The 16,658-nt window shown below is 62.5% G+C and carries 16 protein-coding genes; 12 read left to right on the top strand and 4 right to left on the bottom strand.

The window, feature by feature from the left end; genetic code table 11:
* The first annotated feature begins 207 nt into the window (after positions 1–207).
* Together PX52LOC_RS29520 and PX52LOC_RS29515 are read left to right on the top strand one after the other, a co-directional pair.
* Positions 208–420, top strand: coding sequence for a hypothetical protein (locus PX52LOC_RS29520; protein ID WP_149113454.1), 213 nt, complete (start codon positions 208–210; stop codon positions 418–420).
* A 28-nt stretch (positions 421–448) separates the two neighbouring features.
* Positions 449–667, top strand: coding sequence for a hypothetical protein (locus PX52LOC_RS29515; RefSeq protein ID WP_149113453.1), 219 nt, complete (start codon positions 449–451; stop codon positions 665–667).
* Between the two features lie 171 nt (positions 668–838).
* On the opposite strand, the gene PX52LOC_RS29510 is transcribed toward PX52LOC_RS29515, so the two are convergent.
* Positions 839–1,855, bottom strand: coding sequence for a hypothetical protein (locus PX52LOC_RS29510; protein WP_149113452.1), 1,017 nt, complete (start codon positions 1,853–1,855; stop codon positions 839–841).
* Positions 1,856–2,482: 627 nt separating this feature from the next.
* On the opposite strand from PX52LOC_RS29510, the gene PX52LOC_RS29505 reads away from it, so the two are divergent.
* From PX52LOC_RS29505 to PX52LOC_RS29475, 7 genes are all read left to right on the top strand, one after another.
* Positions 2,483–2,914, top strand: coding sequence for a DUF2628 domain-containing protein (locus tag PX52LOC_RS29505; RefSeq protein ID WP_149113451.1), 432 nt, complete (start codon positions 2,483–2,485; stop codon positions 2,912–2,914).
* Positions 2,915–2,976: 62 nt separating this feature from the next.
* The gene (locus PX52LOC_RS29500; RefSeq protein WP_168218752.1) at positions 2,977–3,384 is read left to right on the top strand and encodes an IS5 family transposase; all 408 of its coding nucleotides are present in this window, start codon (positions 2,977–2,979) and stop codon (positions 3,382–3,384) included.
* A 14-nt stretch (positions 3,385–3,398) separates the two neighbouring features.
* Positions 3,399–3,806, top strand: a complete 408-nt coding sequence (locus PX52LOC_RS29495) for a transposase (protein WP_390635774.1) — start codon at positions 3,399–3,401, stop codon at positions 3,804–3,806.
* 138 nt (positions 3,807–3,944) lie between these two features.
* The gene (locus tag PX52LOC_RS29490; protein WP_149113450.1) at positions 3,945–4,574 is read left to right on the top strand and encodes a transposase; all 630 of its coding nucleotides are present in this window, start codon (positions 3,945–3,947) and stop codon (positions 4,572–4,574) included.
* A gap of 576 nt (positions 4,575–5,150) precedes the next feature.
* Entirely contained in the window at positions 5,151–5,390 is a 240-nt protein-coding gene (locus tag PX52LOC_RS29485; protein WP_149113449.1) for a hypothetical protein, read from the top strand.
* A 163-nt stretch (positions 5,391–5,553) separates the two neighbouring features.
* Positions 5,554–5,973 carry a hypothetical protein gene (locus tag PX52LOC_RS29480; RefSeq protein WP_149113448.1) on the top strand — a complete coding sequence of 140 codons (420 nt, stop codon included), beginning with the start codon at positions 5,554–5,556 and terminating at the stop codon, positions 5,971–5,973.
* Positions 5,974–6,295: 322 nt separating this feature from the next.
* Positions 6,296–6,754 carry a hypothetical protein gene (locus PX52LOC_RS29475; protein WP_149113447.1) on the top strand — a complete coding sequence of 153 codons (459 nt, stop codon included), beginning with the start codon at positions 6,296–6,298 and terminating at the stop codon, positions 6,752–6,754.
* A gap of 1 nt (position 6,755) precedes the next feature.
* Here PX52LOC_RS29475 and PX52LOC_RS29470 read toward each other — a convergent pair whose 3' ends face one another.
* The 3 genes from PX52LOC_RS29470 to PX52LOC_RS29460 form a co-directional block, all read right to left on the bottom strand.
* Positions 6,756–8,411 carry a CTP synthase gene (locus PX52LOC_RS29470; RefSeq protein WP_149113446.1) on the bottom strand — a complete coding sequence of 552 codons (1,656 nt, stop codon included), beginning with the start codon at positions 8,409–8,411 and terminating at the stop codon, positions 6,756–6,758.
* 144 nt (positions 8,412–8,555) lie between these two features.
* Positions 8,556–9,311, bottom strand: a complete 756-nt coding sequence (gene kdsB / locus PX52LOC_RS29465; RefSeq protein WP_149113445.1) for a 3-deoxy-manno-octulosonate cytidylyltransferase — start codon at positions 9,309–9,311, stop codon at positions 8,556–8,558.
* Between the two features lie 60 nt (positions 9,312–9,371).
* On the bottom strand, positions 9,372–9,743 hold the full coding sequence (locus tag PX52LOC_RS29460; protein WP_149113444.1) for a hypothetical protein: 372 nt from the start codon (positions 9,741–9,743) through the stop codon (positions 9,372–9,374).
* Between the two features lie 274 nt (positions 9,744–10,017).
* On the opposite strand from PX52LOC_RS29460, the gene PX52LOC_RS29455 reads away from it, so the two are divergent.
* From PX52LOC_RS29455 to ftsH, 3 genes are all read left to right on the top strand, one after another.
* Positions 10,018–13,086: a DUF1553 domain-containing protein gene (locus PX52LOC_RS29455; protein WP_149113443.1), complete on the top strand. Its 3,069-nt coding sequence runs from the start codon at positions 10,018–10,020 to the stop codon at positions 13,084–13,086.
* A gap of 12 nt (positions 13,087–13,098) precedes the next feature.
* A complete protein-coding gene (locus PX52LOC_RS29450; protein ID WP_149113442.1) occupies positions 13,099–14,535 on the top strand; it encodes a DUF1501 domain-containing protein in 1,437 nt (478 codons plus the stop codon).
* 96 nt (positions 14,536–14,631) lie between these two features.
* Positions 14,632–16,653 carry an ATP-dependent zinc metalloprotease FtsH gene (gene ftsH / locus PX52LOC_RS29445; RefSeq protein ID WP_149113441.1) on the top strand — a complete coding sequence of 674 codons (2,022 nt, stop codon included), beginning with the start codon at positions 14,632–14,634 and terminating at the stop codon, positions 16,651–16,653.
* Positions 16,654–16,658: the final 5 nt, after the last annotated feature.

Here is a 16,658-nt window from a genome sequence, read left to right as displayed (position 1 = left end):
CCGGCCCGGCGTGCGGGTGGCGGAAGGGGCGGCGGGTGTGGGGATGGCGAGAATACCCACCAGAAAGAAATTCGACTTGGCAGATTGTTACGTTTCTGACGATCAATAGCAAGGATAATTTTTATATTTGCTAGCAAAATATCAAACGAAGGAGTAATATCAGATAGCTATGCTGTTGCTGTTCTTTGTCTTAGGGGGATTACCGATATGCTCTCCGTTATGGCAAAACGCAAGCAATCGACGAAAGACGACGATTCCGATGGCGGTGGTGTCCTGTTCATCCGACTACCGGAAGCCGTCCGCGAGGCGTTTGAGCGAATGCTCGCCGAAGACCCTCTTCGTCCCAAAAAGCAGGACATCGGCCTTCGCGCCCTCGTTGCTCATCTGGAACTCAACGGCTACTGGCCGCCCAAGAAGTGAGCACATTGGCCCCCGCTGGAGCATCGCCATGGAGATGACACCCAAGCAGGCGAAGCGGTGGGCCACGACACGGGCGAAGGGCCGCTCTCGGTTCATCTGGTTCAATGGCGTGCTGGTGTGGGGCCTCACCATGGCCGTCGTTTGGCCCGTTGCGATGGCCGCCGTTCAGGGATGGGACCGCCTTCCGCTCCTCATGGCATGTGCCATCGTCGGATTCCCCATCGCCGGGTACTATTTCGGCGTCTGACGTGGCGGATGAACGAGGCGATGTACGAGCAGGCCACGAGGCCCGAAGGCTTCCCGTCGGAGTAACCTCACCCATGCCAGCCATCGTCGCCATCGTCATGCTGTTGGCCGGCGTGCCGTTCTGGTTCGGCACCGGCCGCCAGTGGCGGCCGGGCGATGACGGTGGCGGAGGTCACTGAGTTTTATCCCATTGTTTGGGCAAATGATTCTTGATATTTTCGGGCAGGGTCGAGGTGTTGCGAAAGCCGTCAATCGTTTTCTGCAAATCATCTACCTTTTTTAGTAGGCCCGAGTAACTCTTTGCGAGCTTGTCGATCATCGTCTGAACTTTGTTCTTCTTCAGAATCGATCCCAATTTTTCGCCCATCGGCTTGAGGCTAAGGCCGAGCGTCCTCAAACTAACCATCGGAGTGCGGAAACGCTCGCTCGCGGCGGTCAACTTTTTCAGTCGGTCGTCCATCTTTTTTTTCAGTTCTTCTGTCTTGGTCGTTTGATTGTCATCCTTCGGCTTCTTTTGGTTTTCGGACCACTCCGCGATCAGTTTCTTAAACTCCTCTACGGATTTGGCGACGCCCTTGAGCGCCTCTTCGGCGTTCACTTCCATCTGCGGCCCCTTCTCAAAGACGACCTTGATCTGTGTCATCACGGCTTTGTCGCCCTTGATGATCTTGGCCCGCACGCGGAGTTCATTGAGCAGCGTTGTGGCCATCGAGTCATAGGCCACCACCTTTTCGATCATGGCCGCCGCGATCTTGTCGGACGCCTTGGCCGCGGCTCGCATCGTAACGAACCCATCCTTCCACGCGCCCGCGTGGGCAAGATCTCTCGTGAGGACTTCATTTAGGGACTGGTGGTAGCAAAAGTTGACCGTCCGCATGTCCTTAAGGGCGGCCGCGACCATAAACCCCACCGCGTTCAATTTGACGTCATTGTCGATCAACTCTGGCAATTTCTGCTCCTCCTTCGTCTCGTCTTTGAGTATTGCCAGACCTTCCCTTAAGAGCTGTATCCGCTCTCGAACTGCCTCGGTGGCGGCGGTAAAGTGCGTAATACGATGATTGTTACAAAGTTCGACAATTGCGGGGAATCTTCCAGCATACCTCGTGACTTTTTCTTCGTCCCCAGTTAAATTCCCCTCCCCCGGGAACCCTTGTTTGGGATACTCGGGAAGTTTGGGCAGTGGTTTCATGGGTGTGCACTCCAAGCGTGGGTGAATAGAACGGGGCAACGATGAAGGCCCGGCGGGCGACGACCCCTCAGCGTCCTTACCTCCCAGCGAACGGGCGACCTGGACAGGAAATTTTGTGAATTTGTGGGACATCCTCGGGCCACCCGTTGACCGTAGCCCGGCCAGTCCCTTCCCCATCGCTCTAAAATCGCGTTTCCCGGCCTCTCTCCCCGCCCGCACTTTCACCCGCCCATCGTCGAGTCCGCGAGCCAGCGGGGCGAGTGGCGTCATCCGCCTTCTCGCGTCCCTGGATGACGTGTTCCGCCGTAATCATCTGGTGCCCGCACCGGCGGCACTTCCGGCGTCGAACGCTCAGCTGCCCTTGGCGACGGGATGACTGTGCGGGGAGGCGGTGGTAGCCGCACTTCACGCACAACAAGCCATCGAGGATGACCGACTCGACGCCCTTCGTTCTCGGCATCCGCGAGCCTCGTGGAGATGTGTGATTTTACCGCGGCGATCAGGAAGACAGACGGCGGCGAACCGGGCAAATCTGATGGACCGGGTGGGCATGGGGCGTTAGGATCACAGCGCGGCACGACCCAGTAGCAACGTTTGGCCGGTTGAAAATAGGAGACGCCCACCCAAATGTTCCAACCTACCGAGCAAGAAATCAGGGCGTTCGTCGGGTCGAAATCGGATTACTACCTCTCAAAATGGCAGGTGGAACTGGAAGGCGATGGCGAGGTCAAGGGATTAAACTGGGCCGCATTACTGCTGTCCGGGCTCTGGCTCCCCTACCGCAAAATGTATCGCCCCGCGATCATCTTCATGGGCCTCATCCTGATCGAAATGATTCTCGAAGAGGTTATTTTTGTGGCAGTCTTGCGCAGGCCCGACCCTCCGGCCGCGTTGGGCCGCTTTGTTGGGCTGGTTGCGGGGGGAATCTGTGGCGCGTTCGGCAACCGATGGTATCTGTCGCATGCGCGGAAGATGATTGAAGAGGTGCGGTCTCAGAACTTGCCGGAGGAAGATCATCTTCGGGTGCTGTCCGAGCGAGGTGGCACTAGGCCGTGTTGACGAGCCGTGTTCGTTCGGGGTAAGAGTTTAGGTCGATCCCGACCATTCCGAGGCACGACGCCGTGCGGTACTTGCTCACGGACGACCACTGGGCCATCCTCGAACCGCTCGTCGCCCAGGCCAAGCAGTTCACCGGCGGCCAGCCGCCACGCCTGTCCGACCGCATGTTCTTCGAGGCAATCCTGTACTGGGCCCGGACCGGCATCCCATGGCGGGATCTGCCGAGCGAGTTCGGGGCGTGGGACGCCGTGTACCACCGGTTCGGCCGGTGGGCCCGCTCGGGCAGCCTGCGGCGGCTGTTTGAACTGCTGACCGCCAACCCCGACCTGGGTGACGTCCGCCGCATCCTGGTCGACTCCACCGTCGTCCGCGCCCACCAGCATGCGGCCGGGGCACGGCGGAAGAAAAAAAGATCGGGGCGGCACGAAGTGCTCGCCGTGAGGGTCTTGGCCGCAGCCGGGGCGGGCTGACCACCAAGGTTCTCGTGGCGGCCGTCGACGAGGGCACGGCCCTCGCCGTCGAAGTGTTGCCGGGCCAAGCCCACGACGCCCCGCGGTTGGAGCCGCTGCTCGACGCCACCATCGCTCGCGTGCCGCACTTCGACGAGGCGGTGTGCGACAAGGGGTTCGATGGGGACGACCAGCGGCAGGCGTGCGTCGACCGGGACGTGTTCCCGAACATTCCCAGCCGGAGCAACCGGGTCGAGCCCCAGCCGTTCCTGCCGGACGGGTATCGAGAGCGGAACAAGGTGGAGCGGCTGTTCGGCAAGGCCAAGCAGTTCCGCCGGTTCGCCACCCGGTACGAGAAGCGGAAGACGATGTTCCTCGGTGTGGTCCATTTGGTGTTCGGCGTCCTGCGACTACGGCGACTCAGGAACATCAACACGGCCTAGTCAACGAACACCGCTACTTCCAGGCCTTCCTTGCCGACATCTGCTCGACCGTTCCTGAACCCGCCCCACGGAAGGGCCAGAAGCCAATTCCCGCCGCCGCCGCCGCTTTCTGTGCGGTGTACAAAGTATACATCGACGATGTCGGCCCGCCGGTTCATGGGCGACTTGGACGACGCCCGCAACGCCGGGTTGGTGACACACGTTCCGCACTTCAACAGTGTGTTGAACTTCTTCGACCGCGACGGATCGGCGGACACGCTTCACGACTTCGTGGCCCGCAGTGCGGCCCCGCTCGTGCCGGTTGAAACTGCGTTCGCCACCGACTCCACGGGGTTCGCCGGGGCACGATACCAGAGATGGTTTGACGAGAAATACGGCCAACCGAAGTCGGAGGTAGAATGGATCAAGTTACACGCGACCATCGGCGTCAGAACGAACGTCGTCACCGCGTGCAAGATCACCGATAAGACCGGAGCGGACGCCAAGCAGTTCCCCGAACTCGCGGCGAAGACGACCGCACAGTTCGACATCAAGGAAATGAGCGCGGACAAGGCATACGCCTCGCGGACGAACTGCGACGTGATGGAGAAGATCGGCGGACAGTTCTATCCGGCGTTCAAGCAGAACGCCACGGGCAAGGTTGGCGGGTCATACGAGAAGGTGCTCCACCTAATGTGCTTGAACCGTGAGGACTACGCGAACCACTACCACAAGCGGAGCAACATCGAATCGACGTTTTCCGCGATGAAGCGGAAGTTCAGCGAATAGCTCCGGTCGAAGACGACGCTAGTTATGACGAAGGAGTGCCTTGCGAAAGTGGTCTGTCACAACCTGACGTGCGTGATTCACGCGATGTACGAATTCGGCATCGACCCGAACTTCGCCCTTCGCCAACGCTGCACAACGAATGCGGAACCTGCACAACGGTTGTACTGAAAACCGCCACCGTTGTGCAAAGCCCCATAGGGCTACCCAAGAGAGAAGGGCAGTCGGCCACATTATTCCTGCGGCAATTGGACGACCTCCGCCGGGCATTCCTTCACTCTCGGGTCATTCGCTCGCGGACGATGGGGTATAGGTCACTGATATAGACGATCTTCATTTCTCTCTCCCGGCACGATTCGCGATCAACCGTAGAACGCGACGGGGACCGTGTTGGGATCGGTGGTGACTTCGCCACCACCGTTGCCGACGGGAGAACCGCCGACAACTCGCCGGGGGGGCAGGAGATGGACCGCTGCCCCGACGACGAGCAACAGGAAGTCCTCCGGCCACCCTCGGCAAGCATCATCCGAACTGCGGACAGCCCTTGACCTGCTCGACACCTTCGTCGAAGATGTCGCGATGGCCCGCCCGCCCGCAAGTGCCACGAAACTCGCCAGCCGCATGGCGTGCGTGGCAGCGTGTGTGGCCGGAGGCGTGTGGCTAGGAGAAGGGGTGAAGGGCCGGGGCGGCCTGCTCATCTGGTGTGGCGGCGGAATGATCGGCTCGGGCCTGCTGCTGGAGTACCTCTGGCACCGGAGTGACCGGAAAACCCTTGACGGGCCGCCCCCTTCTGGCGAAGACGATCTCTCACGCACGTGAGCCGGCATCGGAGCGGTACCCCGTCACCGCCGTCGTTGCCAGCGGCGAGGGCCGGCGAAATCAGTGATCGAACCGCAGGATTTTGAATAATGCAAATGTCCACGGCGAACTCTCACTCCATCCACTCTTCGCCTCGTCCTGAATACCCCCCGATGACGTGACAATGGCATACCTGATGCCTTACACCGACCGCAACGGCGTCACGTTCCCCGAGAGCGTCTGGATGCCATTGAACATTCTGCCCGTGTTCTACCCGAACCCGTACGCCCTCGTGACGTTCCTCGGCTTCGCCACGCCGGAGATTGCCGCTCGCGCACTCGCCGTTGCCCTGAACGGCCAAGGCAAAATGCCGGAAGCGATCGGCTTGAAGGATTACCGGGCGTCGGCCGCGCAACTCCGGGTGTGGGCGACGGGGCGGCCTGACGCTGGGACGCGCCTCGGCGATGTCTGGGAACTCGCCTATGCTGTCCAACGGGCGTCAAACGACACCCTCGACCCAATGCCGGACGAGCCGCTGCGGATGGGAAATTTCTTCGCCCGAGCGACATGGGTGGATCTCGAGCAAAACCCGTCAGCCGCGTGAGAGCGGAAGCGCCGAGTAGAACGTATCGGGTTTGGCGGTGGCGTAGAACCTAAAGCACGGCGGGACGATGCCCACGTGATTCTTCTGGGTCAAGTCGTTGATCAACTCCACGTCGGCGTACCTGAACCGACCCTGACAGAGTTTGGTGCTCGACCGCTGCCACATCCGCGATGGTATGCGTTCGCCTGAGCCCACCGACCTGGCAAAACCTTCGTTGACCGCGAGCCGGTCCCGTGGGATTGGTTTTGCGGAACGTCGTCTAACGGACCAACGGTTCGTAAGAAAGGGGCACTTACTCCTTGACCTCGGACTCACACCACCCATGTCCATCACCGAGCCAATAGCCGATGACGTTAACCCGAAACTGACCAGCCTGCGAATGTTCCTGACCGTGTTCACGCTGGTTCAGTTCGTGATGGTCGGCGTGGTGGTGTTCTCGATCAACAAGATGAACCTCGCGCTCATCCCCGATCCGGCCGCGCCATACCTCTTCCTCGGTCTCGCGGTGTTAATGGTGGGCATGATTGCGTTCTCGCTCCGCACAGCTTTGCTTGCCGTTCGGAGGGCGAAGGCGGGCGAGTTAGACGTCTTTTCGCGCTTCACGTCCGAGGTGTTAATTCGGGCGTTTCTGCTCAACCTGCCGGCGGTGATTTTAGTCGCGGGGTATGTGCTTACGGCCCAGAAGTGGCTTCTCGGCCCGGCCGCGGTCGGGTTACTGGTCGTGTGGTTCTGTAAGCCGAACCGCACGCAGTACGACCGCTGGCTGGCCGCCGTGAAGTGAATCAGCCAACGATGACGGGTCGGGTGCGGTTCGCTTCATCGATTTTTTTTTTGCCCTGCCGAAGTTTGAGCGATGCCCCGATGAAGTCGCGGAACAGTGGGTGCGGGGCGACCGGCTTCGACTTGAACTCCGGGTGGCATTGCACGCCCACGAACCACGGGTGGTTCGGCAACTCGATCACTTCCACCAATGTGCCATCCGGGCTGGTTCCCGAGATGACGAGGCCGGCCGCTTCGAGGCGGTCGCGGTAGTCGTTGTTCACCTCGTAGCGGTGGCGGTGGCGCTCGGAGACGAGCGACGCCTTGTACGCCGCCGCCGCCCGTGTCTCCGGCACGAGCTTGCAGTCGTACGCGCCGAGCCGGTTCGTGCCGCCGATTTGCGTGACCTTCTTCTGGGCGTCCATCATCGCGACGACGGGATGCGCCGTGTGCTTGTCGAACTCGGTCGAGTTCGCGCCGGTCAGGCCGAGGACGTTGCGGGCGAATTCGATCGTTGCGCACTGGAGGCCGAGGCAGATGCCGAAGAACGGGATGTTCTTTTCACGGGCGTAGCGGATTGCCTCGATCTTGCCGTTCGTGCCACGCTTGTCGAAGCCGCCGGGCACGAGCAGGCCGTCCACGCCGTGGAGGAGACTTTCCGCGCCTTCCTTCTCGATGTTCTCCGCCTCGATCCGCGAGAGCCGTACCTTGCAATTGTGGAAGATGCCGGCGTGGTCGAGGGCCTCGTATACGGACTTGTAGGCGTCGCGGTGCTTGACGTACTTGCCGACGAACGCGATTTGCACCTCGTGGGCGGGCTTGATGATCCGCGTCAGCATCTCGCGCCAGTCGTCGATCACCGGGGCTTTCGCCTTCGTGAGATTCAGCTTCTCGATGATGAACTCATCGAGCTTATTCCCGTGCAGGCTGACCGGTACCTCGTAGATGCTGTGTTCGCGGTCCTTCTCCTCGATCACGGCCCGCCGCTCGATGCTACACATCTGGGCGATCTTGTCGCAGTCTTCCGGCGGGATGGTCCGCTCGGTGCGGCAGATCACCACGTCGGGCTGAATGCCGATCTTGCGGAGTTCCTGCACACTGTGCTGCGTCGGCTTCGTCTTCAACTCGCCCGCCGCCTTCAGGTAGGGGACGAGCGTCAGGTGGATAAAGAGGCAGTTCTGCTTGCCGACTTCGAGCGCGAACTGACGGATGGCCTCGAAGAACGGCATGGCTTCAATGTCGCCGACCGTGCCGCCGATCTCGGTGATGACCACGTCCACTTCGGGGGCGAGCAACCGGCGGATGCACGCTTTGATCTCGTCCGTCACGTGCGGGATGACCTGCACGGTCTTGCCGCGGTACTCGCCGTTGCGCTCTTTCGTGATGATCGACTGGTAGATTTTGCCGGTGGTGTAGTTGCAGTCGCGGTTAAGGGGGGCGTTCGTAAACCGCTCGTAGTGGCCGAGGTCGAGGTCGGTTTCGGCCCCGTCGTCGAGGACGTAAACCTCGCCGTGCTGGTAGGGCGACATCGTGCCGGGATCGACGTTCAAGTACGGGTCGAACTTCTGCATGCGCACGGTGAGGCCGCGGTGTTCCAGCAGCATCCCGATCGACGCGGAAGTCAAGCCCTTGCCGAGCGAACTAACGACGCCACCCGTCACGAAAATGTGTTTCGCCATTCAACCGCACCCCAACGACGACCCCAGGGATGGCAAAAAGGGTCATCGTCCCCAATCCGACAGCAATCGCCCCCCAAGCTGACTATATCGGTCGGGGGGGATCGCACCAAGAACGGTTGTCGACAGAATCACGGCCGGCGGCGGTCACGCGGCCCCTCGCAAGCGGTCGTGGCGGTAGGATTCTACAAAGGCGGCATAATCGGCCGGCGTGTCCACACCGCGGTGAGCGGCCGGGATGACCTCCACGCGGATCGTGCCGCCGGTCGCCAACATCCGCAGTTGTTCAAGCTTTTCGCTCTCTTCCAGCGGGTGCGGCGGGGTAGCCGCGATCCGCAACAGCGATTCCCGCCGGTAGGCGTACACGCCGAGGTGGAGCAGGAATCGGCCGGAAGCGAAGTCCGGTTGTCCATCGCGAACGTGCGGGATCGGGCTACGGCTGAAATAAAGCGCCCGGCCGTCGTCGGCCCGCACCACTTTGACGCCGTTCGGGTTCTCGTAGGTCGCCTGGTCGCGAATGGGTGTCGCAAGCGTCGCCATGTTCGCCCGGCCGTCGCGCATCAGGCTCATCAGTAGTTCCACGGCCGTCGGGTCGAATTGCGGTTCATCCCCTTGCAGGTTCACGAACACGTCGGCGTCCGGCAACTCAGCCGCGACTTCGGCAATCCGGTCCGTGCCCGAAGCGTGGTCTTCCCGGGTCATTACCGCCCGCCCGCCGAAGGATCGGACTGCGTCGCAAATCCGGTCGTCGTCGGTGGCGACGATCACCGCATGCGTGCCGCGCACTTTCGCGGCCTGCTCGTAGACGTGTTCGATCAGGAACTTGCCCGTTTCGCGTAAGAGCGGCTTGCCGGGTAGCCGGGTGGACGCGAACCGGGCCGGGATGACAATGACGGACCGCATGAACCAACCTCCGGGGGAATCCGCCCGGAGGATGCTCTTTTGCCCGGCGGCGGGTCAAGGTCAATAGGCGTGACGAGTCGTTCCCAGGAGCGTGTTGAGTTGCGATTGAAGCTTCCGGTGCGCCGCGGTCGGGCCTTTGGCCAGCACGAGCGCTTCGCGGACGTTTAACTTTAAATCTGGCACGGGCAGCTTCGCGAGGGCGGAATCGAGATCGCCGACGAGGTGGTACTTGGTGCCGACTGGGTCCACGCCGATGCCCCGCGAGCGGAGCAGTTCCAACTCGCGGTAAAAGCCGCGGGCGTTGATCTTCAATTTTTTGAGCAACGGGTCGCGGCCCTGTGGTCCGCCGGCGAGAATCGAGAGCAGTTTGTAAAGCCGAGCTGCCCGTTCGGGCGTGATGGGAGAGCTGCCGTTCATCGAACTCGTCGGCATCCTAAATTCCTCCAAACTCTTACGAGTCGCGATCGAGCCGATACTGTTTCTGGCGGGGGAGTGAGTTCGGCGTCGGTCGTTTGTCGTGCGAGGCGTCCTGTCAATCAAGTGAGATGGTAGAGTCTGCGAGATGGGAAATCAAGAAGCGACTCCCGTTCCCAACGGGAGTGCTCGGATCCCCGTTCGGGGTGCTGGCATTCGTCGTTCCGATCAGGTATAAACAAGATCACGGTTCCGCCCTCCTGCCTGCCGCACCCTTCGCTTCGGGTCGTCCATGACACTTTTGATGATCCACCGCCTGCCGCTTTTCGCGCTGTTGATGGGCCTGAGCACCACTGCGATCTCCGCGGCTGAACCTGGTGGAGCGAAGGTGGTCGATTTCAACCGCGAGGTTCAGCCGATCCTGGCCGAGCATTGCTACGCCTGCCACGGGCCGGACGAAAAGAGCCGAAAGGCCGATCTGCGGCTCGACACGAAGGACGGCCTCGCGACGGTCGTGACGGCCGGCAAGCCCCCCGAGAGCGAACTGATCGAGCGGGTCGCCGGGCACGACCCGGACACGGTGATGCCGCCGAAGAAGTTCAACAAGCCGCTCAAGCCGGAGCAGGTCGCGAAGCTGACGCAGTGGGTGGAGCAGGGGGCCAAGTGGAACGAGCACTGGGCGTTCGTGGCTCCGAAGAAGACCGCGGTGCCGACGGTCCAGGGGGCGACCGGCGCAATCGACCGCTTCCTCCTCGCTCGGCTCGAACGCGAAGGCTTAAAGGCGAACCCCGAAGCCCCGAAGGCGACGTGGCTCCGTCGCGTCACGTTCGATCTGACCGGCCTGCCGCCGACGCCCGCGGAGATCGACGCCTACCTCAAAGACACAGGTGTCAACGCGGCGGAGAAAGTGGTCGATCGTCTATTGGCATCGCCGCGGTACGGCGAGCACATGGCCCGGTACTGGCTGGACAACGCCCGCTACGGCGACACGCACGGACTGCACCTCGACAACTTCCGCGAGATGTGGACCTACCGCGAGTGGATCATCGGGTCGTTCAACCGGAATCAGCCGTTCAATCGCTTCCTCGTTGAACAGGTAGCCGGCGACCTGTTGCCGAATCCGACGGTCGAGCAACTCGTCGCCACCGGGTTCCTGCGCTGTGGCATCACGACCAGCGAAGGCGGCTCGATTGAAGAAGAGTGCTACGTTCGCAACGTCGTGGACATCGTGGACACGTTCGGCTCCGTCATGCTCGGCCTGACCGCCGGCTGTGCCCGCTGTCACGACCACAAGTACGACCCGATTTCGCAGAAAGATTATTACTCGCTGTTCGCCTACTTCAACAGCATCGAAGGCTCAGCCCTCGACGGCAACGCCGCTCGGCACGCCCCGATCGTGTCCGTGCCAACGGCGGGGCAGAGTCAGAAGTTGAAGGAACTTCAAGCCAAGTTCGCGGGCCTGAACAAGCGGATCGCGGAGGCCGTGGCGAAGGCTTCGTACACCGAGGACGCTTCGGCGGCTGAAGCGGTGAATCCGAAGCTCCGGGAGGTCGTCTGGATCGACGACGCCTTACCGCCGAAGTCACAATTCGCGGCCGAGGGCGGCACGAATGTCGCCTGGGAGTTCGTCGAGAAAAGCGTGCGAGAACCCGCATCCGGCACGAAGTCGGTGAAGCTGACGGCGACCGGTCTTCGACAGGTCGTCGTCTCGGAAGTCAGTCCGGGTTTGCGCGTCGGGGAAGGGGACAAACTCTTCGCGTCGGTCTGGATCGACCCGAAGAATCCGCCGAAGGAGATCATGCTTCAGTGGCACACGACCGGCTGGCTGCACCGGGCGTTCTGGGGCGAGAACCGCATCGACTGGGGGATGGACCGCACCACGGAACGCCGACAGCAGGGGCAACTGCCCGAAGGGGGCAAATGGGTTCGGCTGGAAGTTCCCGCCGCCCGTGTGGGGATCAAGCCGGGCACGGTCATCACCGGCCTTGCGTTCACGCAGTTCGACGGCACCGCATTCTGGGACAAGGCCGGTTTGCTCACCTCAACGCCGCAGGGCGATCGCCACTTCGATTCGCTGAACGAGTGGGCCGCCGTGAGCGTCGCCGACACGGCCGTTCCGAAAGCGATCCGCGACCTGCTCAAATTCGACGCGGCCAAGCGGACCGCCGCCCAGTCGAAGGAACTCCGCGATTACTTCATCGAGTACGGCTACACGAAGACACGAGAGACGTTGGACCCGTTGCACAAGGAACGAGCCGAGTTGACGGTCCAACTTACGAAGGCTCAGGGCGAAATTCCGGTGTCTTACGTCTTCAAGGAGCGTCCCACGCCGCGGCCGGCTTTCTTGCTCAAACGCGGCGAGTACGACCAGCGCGGCGACCAAGTCGGTCGGGCCACGCCGAAGGCTCTGCCCGCCGTTCCGAAGGGCACGCTGGTCAACCGCCTCGGCCTCGCGAACTGGCTCGTCGATGCCAAGCACCCCCTCACCGCCCGCGTGGCGGTCAACCGATTCTGGCAACAACTGTTCGGCACCGGCCTCGTCAAGACGGCCGACGACTTCGGCACGCAGGGCGAGCTGCCGAGCCACCCCGAATTGCTCGATTGGCTGGCCGTGGACTTCGTCGAGAGCGGCTGGGACGTGAAGAAGTTCATGAAGTCGCTGGTGCTGTCGGCGGCCTATCGTCAGTCGGCGAAAGTGACGGCCGACAAACTCGCGAAAGACCCGCAGAACCGCCTTCTCGCCCGCGGGCCACGGTACCGCCTCGACGCCGAGATGATTCGCGATCAGGCGTTGTTCGTCAGCGGTTTGCTGGTGGAGAAGGTCGGCGGGCCGAGCGTGAAGCCGCCGCAGCCGGCCGGCTTGTGGGAGGCGGTCGGCTACACCGGCAGCAACACCGCCCGCTTCACGCCCGACAAGGACGCGGAGAAAACACACCGGCGGAGTCTGTACACGTTCTGGAAGCGAACCGCCCCGCCGCCGCAGATGACCGCCCTCGACGCCCCCAGCCGGGAGGCGTGTACCGTCCGCCGCGAGCGCACTAACACGCCGTTGCAGGCGCTCTTGCTCATGAACGAGACGCAGTTCGTCGAAGCCGCCCGCGGGGCGGCCCGTCGCGCACTTCAAGACGGCGGCGACGACCCGGCCGGCTATCTTTTCAAACTGATCGTCTGTCGCCCCGCGACCGACGCCGAGCGAACGCTTCTGAAGTCGGCCTTCGAAGGATTCCGGGCCGACTTCACGAAAGATCCCTCCGCGGCCAAGAAACTTGCGGCCGAAGGGAAGGGCGACCCGGTCACGCTCGCGGCGTGGACGATGGTTGCGAACACGATTCTGAACCTCGACGAAGTCCTGACCAAGTAACCGAGGCCGACGATGCACCCGATCCCCGATTTCCTCGCCGGCCAGACGCGGCGGGCGTTCCTCGGCAAGTCCGCGCTCGGCCTCGGTACCGCGGCCCTATCCACGTTGTTGCCCGCGCGGGCCGCCGGAGCAATTCCCGGCTTGCCGCACTTCGCTCCGAAGGCGAAGCGTGCGATCTTCCTGCATATGAATGGTGGGCCGTCGCAGATCGACCTGTTCGACTACAAGCCGAAGCTGGAAGACCTGTTCGACAAGGACCTACCCGAGAGTGTCCGCAACGGTCAACGGCTCACGACGATGACCAGTGGTCAGAAGCGGTTCCCGCTTGCCCCGTCGAAGTTCAAGTTCGAGCGACGCGGCAAGTCCGGTATGTGGATGAGCGAATTGCTGCCGTGGACGGCGAAGATGGCCGACGAGTTAACCGTCGTTCGCACCGTGAATTCGGAGGCGATCAACCACGACCCGGCCGTCACCTACCTTTGCACCGGCAACCAGATTCCCGGCAAGCCGAGCCTCGGCTCGTGGCTGAGCTACGGCCTCGGCACGATGAACAAGAACCTACCCGACTTCGTCGTTATGACGCCTTCGTGGAGCAGCAAGACCGACGCGCAGGCGATCTACAATCGCTTGTGGAGCAGTGGCTTCTTGCCGGGCAAACACCAAGGCGTCGCGCTCCGATCGCAGGGCGACCCGGTGCTGTTCCTGTCGAACCCCGACGGCGTTGAGCCGGCGACCCGCCGCAAGATGCTCGACTCGCTCGGCAAGTTGAACCAACAGCACTTCGACGAAATCGCCGACCTGGAGACGCAGACGCGGATCACGCAGTACGAGATGGCCTTCCGCATGCAGACGAGCGTGCCGGAACTGATGGACTTGTCGAAGGAGGACAAGAGAACGCTCGCGATGTACGGCCCGGAGGCGACGAAGCCGGGGACGTTTGCCGCGAGTTGCCTTCTGGCCCGCCGATTGATCGAGCGGGACGTGCGGTTCGTGCAACTCTTCCACCGCGGCTGGGACCAGCACGGCAACATCGCCGTCGATTTGCCGGCTCAGTGCCGCGACGTAGATCAGGCGGGCTATGCGCTCGTCACCGACCTGAAGCAACGCGGGCTGTTGAAGGACACGCTCGTCGTCTGGACCGGCGAGTTCGGCCGCACGGTGTATTGCCAGGGCGGGCTAACGAAGGCAAATTACGGCCGCGACCACCACCCGCGCTGTTGGACGATGTGGATGGCCGGGGCCGGGCTGAAGCCGGGCTTCGTTTACGGCGAAACGGACGATTTCAGTTACAACATCACGCGCGACCCGGTCCACCTGCACGAGTTGAACGCCACGGTCCTGCACAGCCTCGGCATCGACAACAACCGCTTCACTGCGACGGCACAAGGGTTGGACCAGCGGTTGACCGGCGTCGAAGAACACCACCCGGTGAAGGCCCTGTTCGCGTAATCTTCGGCCCGAATTCTGTTATCGTTCCGACGCACAGTCCTAAAATGGCACGGATTGTGTATCTGATTGATCAGTTCTCCCCTGAGGCTGTTCTGAATGGCATCTGCTCCGAATGAAGGGCCGACCGCTCCCACGCCGCCCGCGGCCAAGTCGGGCCGGTCGAGTTCATTGTTGCCCGGCGGGTGGGTGGCCGTCACGGTCATCCTCGGCGTTGTGATCCTCCTCTTGCTCTTCCAGAACCCGACGCGCATCTCGGTCACGGCCTTCGAGAAAATCCGCGACGGCGGCGAGATCAAGGCATTCAAGATCATCGGCCAGGAGCGGGCCTACGGCGAAGTCCGCGACCCGAAGGGGGACGTTGCGAAGGCCAATAACCTGACCGGCGGCCTTTTCTCGGTACTGTTGCCGCACACCGACAACACCTACCGCGACGTGGCCGACGTGGTGAAAGAGGCCGACCGCAAGGCCCGCGCGCAGAAGAACGACGGTGCGGACCCGGTCGTCGTCTCGGTCGAGGAAGAACAACTCTCGTACTTCGGCCCGCTGCTCTGGAGCACGCTCCTGCTCGCCGCGTTCGTTGGGTTCGTCCTCTTTTTCATCCTGCCGCGCATTCGCGAATCCAACGGCGGCGGTTTCATCAACAACTATATCCGCAGCCCGGCCCGCCGGTACGAGAAGGGGAAGACCCGGACCACGTTCGAGGACGTGGCCGGGATGGACGCCGCGAAGCGAGAACTGCAAGAAGTCGTGGACTTCCTCCGCAACCCGGACAAGTTCACCCGCCTCGGCGCGCAGGTGCCGAAGGGCGTCCTGCTGGTCGGTCCGCCGGGTACGGGCAAGACTCTGCTCGCGAAAGCAGTGGCCGGCGAGGCGAATGTGCCGTTCTACAACATCAATGGCTCCGAGTTCATTCAGATGTTTGTCGGAGTCGGTGCGAGCCGCGTCCGCGACCTGTTCAAGACGGCGAAGGAACACTCGCCGTGCGTGATCTTCATTGACGAGATCGACGCCGTCGGCCGCATGCGCGGGGCCGGCGTCGGCGGCGGGTCCGACGAACGCGAACAAACGCTGAACCAGATTCTCAGCGAGATGGACGGCTTCCAGCCGTCGGAGACGGTCATCGTCCTCGCGGCCACCAACCGGCCGGACGTACTCGACTCGGCTCTCTTACGGCCCGGTCGGTTCGACCGGCACATCACCGTCGCCCGCCCGACCTGGCAAGGGCGGCTAGCCATCCTTAAGGTCCACACGCGGAACAAGCCACTCGCGGACACGCTCGACTTGGAGCGGATCGCCCGCGGCATGATCGGCATGAGCGGGGCCGAATTGCGGAACCTGTGCAACGAGGCCGCACTGATCGCCACTCGCGAGGGGAAGAACAAGATCGATCAGGGGGACTTCGATCAGGCCTCCGACCGCGTCCGCCTGGGGGCGAAGCGAGAGGAAGCCTACGGCGAAGAGGAGAAACGCCGCACCGCCTACCACGAGGCCGGGCACGCCCTTTGTGCGTGGCTGGAGCCGAAGACCGACCCGATCGAGCGCGTCTCGATCGTCCCCCGCGGTCGGGCCGGCGGGTTCACGCTGTTCTCCCCCGACGAGGACCGGATCGACCACTCGTACACCGAACTGCTGGCCGAGTTGGTCGTCGCTATCGGCGGCCGGGCGGCAGACCGCCTCGTCTTCGGCGAGCCGATGAGCGGCGCGATCGGGGACTTGAAACACGGCACGAAGATCGCCCGCATGATGGTCACGCAGTTCGGCATGAGCGAGAAACTCGGCCCGGTTTCCTACCGGGCGGGCGAGGACCACCCTTTTCTCGGCAAAGAGATGGCCGAGTCGCGCGACTTCAGCGAAGGCACGGCCCGCATCATCGACGAGGAAGTGCAACGCATCCTCAGCGAAGCCGAGACGCGGGCTTACGGGTTGTTGCAGAATAACCGCGAAGACCTCGACCGCCTCGCGAATGCCTTGTTGCAGCAGGAAGAACTCGACCGCGAGGCCGTGGACAAACTGTTGCGGAAGTCGCCCGCCCCGGAGAAGAACGACCAACCGTCCGAACAGCCCGAGGCCGCGCCGCAGGGGACGATTAACCCGAAGCTAGCATTCGGCGGGGCGTAACCATC

The organism is Limnoglobus roseus, assembly GCF_008254045.1.
Classification (GTDB): Bacteria; Planctomycetota; Planctomycetia; order Gemmatales; family Gemmataceae; genus Limnoglobus; species Limnoglobus roseus.
This window is presented reverse-complemented; position numbering and strand designations above follow the sequence as displayed.